General features: G+C 70.5%; 4 protein-coding genes. All 4 read left to right on the top strand.

Annotation, left to right across the window (positions count from 1 at the left end; all coding sequences use genetic code 11):
* Window positions 1-96: 96 nt before the first annotated feature.
* The 4 genes from alaS (at window position 97) to KGQ19_RS46585 (ending at window position 6,335) form a co-directional block, all read left to right on the top strand.
* Complete coding sequence (alaS, locus tag KGQ19_RS46600; protein ID WP_212021720.1) at window positions 97-2,766, top strand: alanine--tRNA ligase; 2,670 nt, start codon at window positions 97-99, stop codon at window positions 2,764-2,766.
* A 198-nt stretch (window positions 2,767-2,964) separates the two neighbouring features.
* Window positions 2,965-3,480: a Holliday junction resolvase RuvX gene (gene ruvX / locus KGQ19_RS46595; RefSeq protein ID WP_212021719.1), complete on the top strand. Its 516-nt coding sequence runs from the start codon at window positions 2,965-2,967 to the stop codon at window positions 3,478-3,480.
* Window positions 3,480-5,489 (top strand): endolytic transglycosylase MltG, encoded by a 2,010-nt coding sequence (locus tag KGQ19_RS46590; protein ID WP_212021714.1) that lies wholly within the window; start codon window positions 3,480-3,482, stop codon window positions 5,487-5,489. Before ruvX ends, KGQ19_RS46590 begins: the two co-directional genes overlap by 1 nt.
* A gap of 24 nt (window positions 5,490-5,513) precedes the next feature.
* Window positions 5,514-6,335: a shikimate dehydrogenase gene (locus KGQ19_RS46585; protein ID WP_212021721.1), complete on the top strand. Its 822-nt coding sequence runs from the start codon at window positions 5,514-5,516 to the stop codon at window positions 6,333-6,335.
* Window positions 6,336-6,783: the final 448 nt, after the last annotated feature.

The raw sequence follows: 6,783 nt of genomic DNA, 5'->3' as shown, positions 1-6,783 counted from the left end.
GCCCACCCCGACGCCCCGTCACCCGCGGCGCCAGGGTCCTGGTTTATACGAACACAGCCCCGACGCGCGCCGCATTCCCAGAAGGCTGACAAGCTCATGGAATCCGCGGAGATCCACCGCCGCTGGCTCGACTTCTTCCAGAAGAAGGGCCACACCGTCGTCCCCTCGGCGTCGCTCATCTCGAACGACCCGACCACCCTGCTCACCATCGCGGGCATGGCCCCGTTCAAGCCGTACTTCCTCGGTGAGCAGCCGGCGCCCTGGCCGCGCGCGACCTCGATCCAGAAGTGCGTGCGCACGCTGGACATCGAGGAGGTCGGCAAGACCACCCGGCACGGCTCGTTCTTCCAGATGTGCGGCAACTTCTCCTTCGGCGACTACTTCAAGGAGACCGCCATCCCGATGGCGTGGGAGCTGTGCACCACGCCCGTCGAGCAGGGCGGGTTCGGCCTGGACCCGGACAAGATCTGGGTCACCGTCTACCTCGACGACGACGAGGCCGAGGAGATCTGGAAGAAGGCGGGCTTCCCGGCCGAGCGCATCCAGCGCCTCGGGATGAAGGAGAACTACTGGTCGATGGGCGTGCCCGGGCCGTGCGGCCCGTGCTCGGAGCTCTTCTACGACCGCGGCCCGGAGTTCGGCGAGCCCGGCGGGCCCGCGGTCAACGACGAGCGCTACATGGAGTTCTGGAACCTGGTCTTCATGCAGTTCGAGCGGGGCGCCGGCGGTGACAAGGGCGGCTTCCCGATCCTCGGCGAGCTGCCGTCCAAGTCCATCGACACCGGCCTGGGCCTGGAGCGCCTGGCGACCATCCTGCAGGGCGTCAACAACCTCTACGAGATCGACACCTCCCGCGCGATCCTGGACAAGGCGGCGTCCATCGCGGGTGTCACCTACGGTGCCCAGACCAAGAACGACGTCTCGCTGCGAGTGGTCACCGACCACGTGAAGACCGCGACGATGATGATCGGCGACGGCATCACCCCGGGCAACGAGGGCCGCGGCTACGTGCTGCGCCGCCTGATGCGCCGCGCGATCCGCAACATGCGGCTGCTCGGTGCGCACGGCGCGACCACAAAGGAACTGGTCGAGACGACCATCGAGGCGATGGGCCCGGCCTACCCGGAGCTGATCGCGGACTCCTCGCGCATCGTCGCGGTCGCGGTCGCGGAGGAGACCTCCTTCTTGCAGACCCTGCGCACCGGCTCGGCGATGTTCGAGACGGTCGCGGACGAGGCGAAGGCCTCCGGCGGCACCGTGTTCTCCGGCGACCAGGCGTTCAAGCTGCACGACACCTTCGGCTTCCCGATCGACCTGACCCTGGAGATGGCGTCCGAGGCCGGGCTGACCGTCGATGAAGAGGGTTTCCGCCGCCTGATGAAGGAGCAGCGGGACCAGGCGAAGGCGGACGCGCGGGCAAAGAAGACCGGCCACGCGGACATGTCCGCGTACCGGGAGCTGCTGGACACGGCCGGCCCGTCGGCGTTCACCGGCTACCACGAGGTCTCCTCCGAGGGCACGCTGAAGGCGATGCTGGTCAACGGCCAGGTCGGCAGCTCGGCGAAGCCCGGCGACGAGGTCGAGCTGGTCCTGGACCGCACCCCCTTCTACGCCGAGGGCGGCGGCCAGCTCGCGGACCACGGCCTGATCCGGCTCGGCAACGGCGCGCTGGTCGAGGTCGTGGACGTGCAGAAGCCGGTCGGCGACCTGATCGCGCACCGGGCGATCGTGCGCGACGGCGAGGTGGTGCTCGGCACCGAGGCGTGGGGCGAGGTGGACGTGGCGCGCCGCGGCGCGATCTCGCGTTCGCACACCGCGACCCACATGGTGCACAAGGCGTTCCGCGAACTGCTCGGCGAGACCGCGACCCAGGCGGGTTCGGAGAACTCGCCCGGCCGCTTCCGCTTCGACTTCGCCTCCCCGGGCGCGGTGCCGCACGCGGTGCTGGCGGACGTCGAGCAGCGGGTCAACGAGCTGCTGATCGACGACCTCTCGGTCACCGCGCAGGTGATGAGCCAGCCCGAGGCCAAGGCGATGGGCGCGATGGCGCTGTTCGGCGAGAAGTACGGCGACCGGGTCCGGGTGGTCTCGGTCGGCGAGTGGTCGCACGAGCTGTGCGGCGGCACGCACGTGGACACCACCGGCCGCCTGGGTCTGGTGAAGCTGCTCTCCGAGTCCTCGATCGGCTCCGGCGTGCGCCGGGTCGAGGCGCTGGTCGGCACGGACGCGTACCACTTCCTGGCGCGCGAGCACGTCCTGGTGGCGCAGCTCGCCGAGGTGGTGAAGGCGCGGCCGGAGGAACTGGTCGAGCGGGTCGGCGGCATCATGACCAAGCTGCGGGACGCGGAGAAGGAGATCTCCGCGCTCAAGGCGGGCCGGTTGCTGCAGATCGCGGGTTCGCTGGCGGACGGCGCGACCGACGTGCACGGCGTCGCGGTGGTCACGCATCAGGCCCCGGACGGCGCGTCCGCGGACGACCTGCGCAAGCTGGTTCTGGACGTGCGCGGCCGGCTCGGCAGCCGCCCGGCGGTGGTCGCGGTCGCGGCCGCGGCGGGGGAGCGGCCGGTGGTGGTCATCGCGACCAACGACGGCTCGCGCGGGCTCGGCCTGAAGGCGGGCGAGCTGGTGCGCTCGGCGGCCAAGGCGCTCGGCGGCGGCGGGGGCGGCAAGGACGACGTGGCGCAGGGCGGCGGCACCGATGTCACGGCGATCCCGGCGGCCCTGGAGGGCGTCGGCCGCGCGGTGGCGGAGAAGGTGGCCGCGTAAGGAATGACGCAGACCCAGGCCCGGGACCGGACTCCGGTCCCGGGCTCCATCACGCACAGTGATTCGTAGTTTGTCATAGCGTGTCCGGCGCGTCGGGTTTCGGCTCCGGGGGCGACAGCGGCGGTCGGAACCGGGTACGGTCACGGACGCGTCAGGCTTGGCGTGGACGGTACCCGGACGGAAGGAGGACGGCGGATCATGGAGCTGTCACCGGTCCCGGAACCGTCCCCGGAGCGCGAGATGCGCCGCGGCGTCCGGTTGGGGGTCGACGTCGGCACCGTCCGGATCGGCGTGGCCTCCTGCGACCGCGACGGCCTGCTGGCCACTCCGGTGGAGACGGTGAAGGCCGAGCCGCGCCGGGCCTCCCTGGACCGGCTGGCCGCGCTGGCCGCCGAGTACGAGGCCTTCGAGGTCGTGGTGGGACTGCCGCGCTCGCTGTCCGGCGGCGAGGGCCCGGCCGCCGCCAAGATCCGCGGCTACGCCCGCGATCTGGTCCGCCGGCTGGGCTCCGGCCTGCCGGTCCGCCTGGTCGACGAGCGGTTGTCCACGGTCACCGCGACGCAGGGTCTGCGTGCTTCCGGGGTCAAGGCGAAGAAGGGCAGATCGGTGGTAGACCAAGCGGCCGCCGTGGTTATCTTGCAGAACGCACTTGATGCCGAACGGATGTCCGGACGTCCGCCCGGCACGATGGTCCAGCTGGAGGACGGCAACTGATGAGCGACGGCGATTGGCGATACGGGGGCGACGCGCCTCAGGGGCGTGGCCGCCGCAGGGCCGATGCGCAGCCGTCGGATCCACAAGGGCAGGATCCGTCGCAGGGCCAGCAGGAGCAACAGCAGTCCGGACAGGACCGCGCCTACGGCCAGCAGCAGGGTTCGTACGGGCAGCAGGGCCAGGGCTACGGGCAGCAGCAACAGCAGGGTGCTTACGGTCAGCGTGGGTACGGCCAGCAGGGGCAGCAGCAGCCGCCGAGTCAGCCGGGCCAGCCGAGTCAGCAGCCGGGCTACGGCCAGCAGCAGGGCTACGGGCAGCAGGGTCAGCAAGGCCAACAGGGCTACGGGCAGCAAGCGCCGCAGGGCCAGCAGCCGCCGCCGGGCGGCGGCACGCGCGGCTACGGGCAGATGCCGCGCCAGGCGCAGTACGGCCAGCAGCAAGCACAGCAGCCGCAGCAACAGCAGGGCTACGGCCAGCAGCCGCCGCAGGGTTACCAGCAGCAGCCCGGTTATGGCCGGCAGGCGGGGCAGGGCTACGCCCAGCCGCAGGCCGCGCCGCCCGAGGCGGCTGCCGGACGCGGCGGCCGGCGCGCGGCGCGCCCCGGCCCGAAGGTCGTGCAGAGCGAGGTCATCGACCCCTACGCGCAGCAGCCGCAGGACCCTTACGGCGGCACCACGACGGCGGCGGACCCGTACACCGACGACGGCTGGGGCGACACCGGCACGGACACCGGCGACCAGGGCTACGCCGAACACGCCAGCGCCGGCTGGGACGACGGCGGCCGCGCCGGCCGTACGCGCGGCAGCGGCCGTCGCGGACGGGGCCGCGCCGCCGCGGATGAACACGACGACAGCGGTTACGACCAGGGCGGCGGCGACTGGGGCGACGAGGAGGGCTTCTTCGAAGACCAGCCCCCGCGCCGCCGCGGCGGCAAGTTGCGGGCCTGGGCGCCGTTGTTCGTGCTGGTCGGCATCCTGAGTCTGTTCAGCGGCTGCATGTATGCCGGGTACTCGTACTACAAGGGCAAATACGGTCCCGCGCCCGACTACACGGCCGCGGCCACCTGTAAGCCGGACCAGAAGGTCCCGGTCGACGTCCCGCGCGGGGCCACCGGTCAGCAGATAGCGGACGCGCTGTACACCTCCGGCGTGGTCAAGAGTGCCCGGGCGTACGTCAACGCGGCCAACCAGAACCAGGGCTCGACCGGCATCGTGGCCGGCACCTACACGATCTGCCCGCAGATCTCCGGCGACAACGCGGTCCTGGAACTGTTGAAGAAGTCGAACCTGTCCGACGCCTCGCAGATAATCGTGCAGTCCCACGAGTGGGGCAAGGACGTCATCGCCAGCCTGATCGACAAGCGCAAGTGGAAGCAGGCCGACTTCGACACGGCGATCGCCAACAACACCATCGGGCTGCCCGCCTGGTCGGTGGACTCCACCACCCACAAGTTCACGATCGAGGGGATGCTGGAGCCGGGGACGTACTCGCTGACGTCGAGCGACACCCCGGCCAGCGTGCTCAAACAGATGGTCGCGAACCGGACAGCCTTCCTGAACAGCATCAACTTCGCGGCCAAGTCCGCGCAGCTGACCTGCGGTACCACCAAGTGCACGCCGGAGCAGGTACTCACCGTCGGTTCCATCGCCGAAGGCGAGGTCACCGACCCCGGCGACGGCCAGAAGGTCGCCGAGGGCGTCTACACGCGCCTGAAGGACAACGACTACCTGGGCGTCGACTCGACCGCGCTGTACTTCATCGGGCACCTGCCCGGCGGGAAGCTCCCGAGCGCGGCGCAGGTCCAGGACCCGAACAACCCGTACTCGACCTACGCCCCGCACCACGGCCTGCCGCCGACGCCGGTCTACGACACCTCGGACGACATGATCAAGTCCGCGCTGACGCCGAGCCACGACGACGTCTACTACTGGTGCGTCACGCCCACGGGTACGACGTTCTTCGAGAAGAGCCAGTCGTCGGCGTTCAAGAACGCCTGCAACGTGAAGTGAGGGACGTGAAATGAGGAACCGGACCTGACCCGCCACGCCGCCGTCCTCGGCAGCCCGATCGCGCACTCGCTGTCCCCGGTCCTGCACCGCGCCGCGTACGCTGCCCTCGGCCTGACCGACTGGGCCTACGACGCGCACCAGGTCGACGAGGCGTCGCTCCCGGACTTCTTGTCCGGGCTCGACGCCTCCTGGGCCGGCCTGTCCCTGACCATGCCGCTGAAGCGGGCGGTGATCCCGCTGCTCGATGAGGTCAGCGCCACGGCCCGGGCGGTGGAGGCGGTGAACACGGTCCTGTTCGCCGAGGACGGCTCGCGCACCGGCACCAACACCGACGTGCCCGGCCTGGTCAACGCACTCGCCGAGCGCGGTGTCACGCGGGCGGCATCGGCGGCGGTACTCGGGGCGGGCGCGACGGCCTCCTCGGCCCTGTCGGCCCTGTCGGGCATCGCCAAGGGCGAGGTCGAGGTCTACATCCGCAACCGCGCACGCGACGCCGAGGTACACGCGATCGCCGAGGCGGTCGGCACCACGGTGCGCATCCGCGACTGGACCGACGCCGCGGCCGCCTTCGAGTGCGAACTCGTCATCGGCACCACCCCCGCGGGCGCCACCGACGAACTCGCGACGGCGGTCCCGCCGACCCCGGGCACACTCTTCGACGTGCTCTACCACCCCTGGCCGACCCCCCTGGCCGCCGCCTGGTCGGCGCGCGGGGGAGCGGTGCTGGGCGGTCTGGACCTGCTGGTGCACCAGGCGGTGTTGCAGGTGGAGCTGATGACGGGGCGGGCGCCTGCGCCGGTGGCCGCGATGCGGGCTGCTGGGGAGGCGGCGCTTGGGGGGCGGTGATCGGCTGGCGCTTCTGATGCTGCCTTGCCTGGCTGGGGCTGTGCTGGGCTGAGGTTGTTCGGGGTTCGGGTTTTTTGGGGTGGTGGAGTTTTCGGGCCGGGCCGCGGTTGGGGTGTGGGTTGCAAAGCTTTTTACGGCCTTCGGTCATGGTTGTGCCGGTTCGGGGTTCGGGTCGGCGGGTGTGTTTGTCGGCTGCCGGTCTTCGTGTTCACGACCCCGCCCCGCCTCAGGCCTCTTCAACACCGGCAGGTCAGAACAAGGGCACAGGCAAGATCAACCGCACAAGCAAGATCAAGAGCCAGAGCAAGATCAAGAACCAGAGCAAGGTCAAGGGCTAGCCGGAAAATGAGGGTGACCCAGGGCACCATGAGATGGCCCGGCCTCCCAGGCGATGTTGGTGCAGATGACAGTCAAGGATCCGTGCCGTCGCGTGAAGCTTCGGGTTCAG

This window comes from Catenulispora pinistramenti (assembly GCF_018274385.1).
Classification (GTDB): domain Bacteria; phylum Actinomycetota; class Actinomycetes; order Streptomycetales; family Catenulisporaceae; genus Catenulispora; species Catenulispora pinistramenti.
Note: the sequence above shows the minus strand (reverse complement) of the source record. Positions and strands in the feature narration are given on the sequence as shown.

Coding starts and splice junctions, on each gene's coding strand:
- alaS (WP_212021720.1), top strand. CDS start 97: ATGGAATCCGCGGAGATCCACCGCCGCTGGCTCGACTTCTTCCAGAAG.
- ruvX (WP_212021719.1), top strand. CDS start 2,965: ATGGAGCTGTCACCGGTCCCGGAACCGTCCCCGGAGCGCGAGATGCGC.
- KGQ19_RS46590 (WP_212021714.1), top strand. CDS start 3,480: ATGAGCGACGGCGATTGGCGATACGGGGGCGACGCGCCTCAGGGGCGT.